1 protein-coding gene is annotated in these 257 nt (G+C 69.6%); it reads left to right on the top strand.

What is annotated here, in order from left to right:
* Nucleotides 1–215: hypothetical protein (locus AC0IYH_RS32560; protein WP_471838483.1), on the top strand; the 215-nt coding region annotated here is incomplete at its 5' end.
* Nucleotides 216–257: the final 42 nt, after the last annotated feature.

Here is a 257-nt window from a genome sequence, read left to right as displayed (position 1 = left end):
CCCAGTGGCTGGCGCAGGCCGGCGCGCGCGTCGTCGCATCGGTCGGCACGACATCGACGATGCTCGTCGTCAGCCGCGACCAGCCGTTCGGTCGCTTCGCGCATGTCAGTGCCCCCTATCGCAAGGCGGAGGAACTGCGCACCGCCGGGATCGCGGTGGACATCGTGGCCGAAGACGAGCTTCGCCACCGCCTGCAAGACGGAACCTCTCGATGACCCGACCCGCAATCCTGATGCCCCGTCCGATGCTGCCCGGCG

The sequence above is a fragment of the Pseudomonas sp. AC463 genome, from assembly GCF_979253585.1.
The sequence above is the reverse complement of the archived record's forward strand: the minus strand, read 5'-3'. Positions and strand labels throughout refer to the sequence as shown.